This is a genomic window from Streptomyces sp. NPDC001604 (assembly GCF_042893475.1).
GTDB lineage: Bacteria > Actinomycetota > Actinomycetes > Streptomycetales > Streptomycetaceae > Streptomyces.
Genome location: NZ_JBIAUY010000047.1, coordinates 1 through 1,927, shown reverse-complemented (window position 1 = coordinate 1,927; position 1,927 = coordinate 1). Strand labels below are relative to the sequence as shown.

The 1,927-nt window shown below is 68.8% G+C and carries 1 protein-coding gene and 1 pseudogene; one reads left to right on the top strand and one right to left on the bottom strand.

The genetic code is table 11. From position 1 onward, the window contains the following. Positions 1-132 precede the first annotated feature (132 nt). Positions 133-1,704 (bottom strand): ISL3 family transposase, encoded by a 1,572-nt coding sequence (locus tag ACFY1E_RS47880; protein ID WP_389088921.1) that lies wholly within the window; start codon positions 1,702-1,704, stop codon positions 133-135. A 133-nt stretch (positions 1,705-1,837) separates the two neighbouring features. On the opposite strand from ACFY1E_RS47880, the pseudogene ACFY1E_RS47875 reads away from it, so the two are divergent. Continuing rightward, positions 1,838-1,927 (top strand): annotated as a pseudogene (locus ACFY1E_RS47875) (IS630 family transposase); the annotation flags it as partial.

The following is a 1,927-nucleotide window of genomic DNA, read 5'->3' as shown; positions in this document are numbered from 1 at the left end:
ACCGGCTGGGTGAAGGAGACCTGGCCGCTGGTGGAAACACCGTGGCGGCGCTCGGAGCCTGGCTCTGCTTCGAGGACGAGGCCGGGTTCTCGATGGGTTCTGCCAAGATTTTCGTGAAGCGGTAACAGAGTGTCATGCGAGGAGTACTCGCTTGCGTAGGAGCGGGAGCGAGGCCCGTCCATACATCTGTCGTTTCAGCATTTTGATCCGGTTGACGTGGCCTTCGACGGGGCCGCTGCTCCAGGGCAGGGTGAGACCTGCGATGACGGCGTCCATATCTCGTTCGAGTCCGTCGCTCAAGGCGTGCAGATGCGGTAGGTCCTCGGCGCGGACGGCACGGATCCATGCCGGGAGATCGGTGCCGGTGCGGTCGCACATCATGCGGGCGAAAGCGCGGACGTGGTTTCGGAGTGCGGTCAACTGCGGGCAGCGGGAGAGGAGATCGTCGAGTTGTTGTTCCTCCTCAGCACGTAGGTGTCCGGGGTGACGCGTGATCCACGCGCTGAGGTCCTGGGGCTTTGGCGGTGGTGCCGGCGCCGTCTTCACGGTGCCGCGTAACGGGCGCAGGAAACGGCGGACTGCTTGGGGTGTGCGGCCTGGGTAACCCTGGGCCTGGATCTCCCGGAAGAGCGTGGAGGCGTTGGTGCAGCCCTGGTTCCAGCGGTTGATCAGGTAGGGGCGGTAGGCATCCAGCCGGGTGGTGCGGATGGCGCGGTCGGCGAGGGCGTCGGGGTTCTCGCAGCGCGCGTAGCGGCGGGCGGTGTGGCGGGCCAGTCCCAGCTCACGTCCGATCGCGCTGATCGTCCATCCCTGGGCCAGCAGGGCCTGGACCTCCCGGTAGCGCTCCCGCGTGCGAGTGACCAGCCACTTCTCGACGCCGGTGTCCGGGTTGAGGGAAGCATCGGGTGCTGCCGCCGGCGTGGGCTCGCGTTGCTCTGACGGCGGTGGTGTCAGGCAGGACCGATGAGCGATCACGGTGCGTTCGACCGCGTGGGCCAGGTTGTCCCACAGGTGCCACGCGTCGGCGACCTGTCGGGCCTGGGGCGCTCCGGCGCTCGCTGCCTCTGCATAGGCGCCGGCTCTGTCCCGGCAGATCATTTCGATGCCGGGGTGCTCGGACAGCCAGGCGACCAGGGGTGCTTTCTCGCGGCCGGGCAGCAGGTCCAGGACGCGGTGCGAGTCCAGGTCGACGAGCACGGTCCCGTATCTCCGCCCCCGGCGGGTCGCGAAGTCGTCGACGCCGAGCACTCGCAGGCAAGGCCGGGGAGGATCCGGCATCGCCATCACCACATTGAGCAGGGTGCTCCGGCTGATCGGGATGCTGAGGACAGCCGCGAGCCTGGCACCTGCCCGCCCTGCCAGGGCCAGAGCGATCGCTTGCACCATCTCTGCGAGGACGACCGTGCGACGGCCGTACCTCACGGTCAGTTCTGCCACCTGCTCGGCGAAGGTTCGACGGGCGCAGCGTGCGGTGTCGCAGAACAAGCGCCGGACACACAGGTCGATGACCACCGGGCGCCCGCCGAGGCCGGCATCCGCCAGGCGCCGCCGATAGCGACTGTGCACCCGCCGAGCCGGAGTACCGCAGTCGGGGCAGGCCACGGCCGTGCCATCCCGGGTCCGGGCAACGACCAACAGCTTCCCGTCCTCCACCCGCACCTGCTCCACCAGCACCGCGGCCAGGCACGGGAGGAGCTGCTGCAACGTCGTTTCACACGATCGCAGCGTCCTGCTGCCTCCCCTGGCGCGTCACCGGCGCAGCGCAGCACAGACCAAGCACATCGACGGCGCATGACACTCTGTTACCGCTTCACGAAAATCTTGGCAGAACCTCTCGATGACGCCGCCCACCGCCCGCACCTGGTCCCGGCGCGGGCGCACCCCCGTCATCCGGGTCCGCGGACGCTCCCAGCGCCGCTTCTCCATC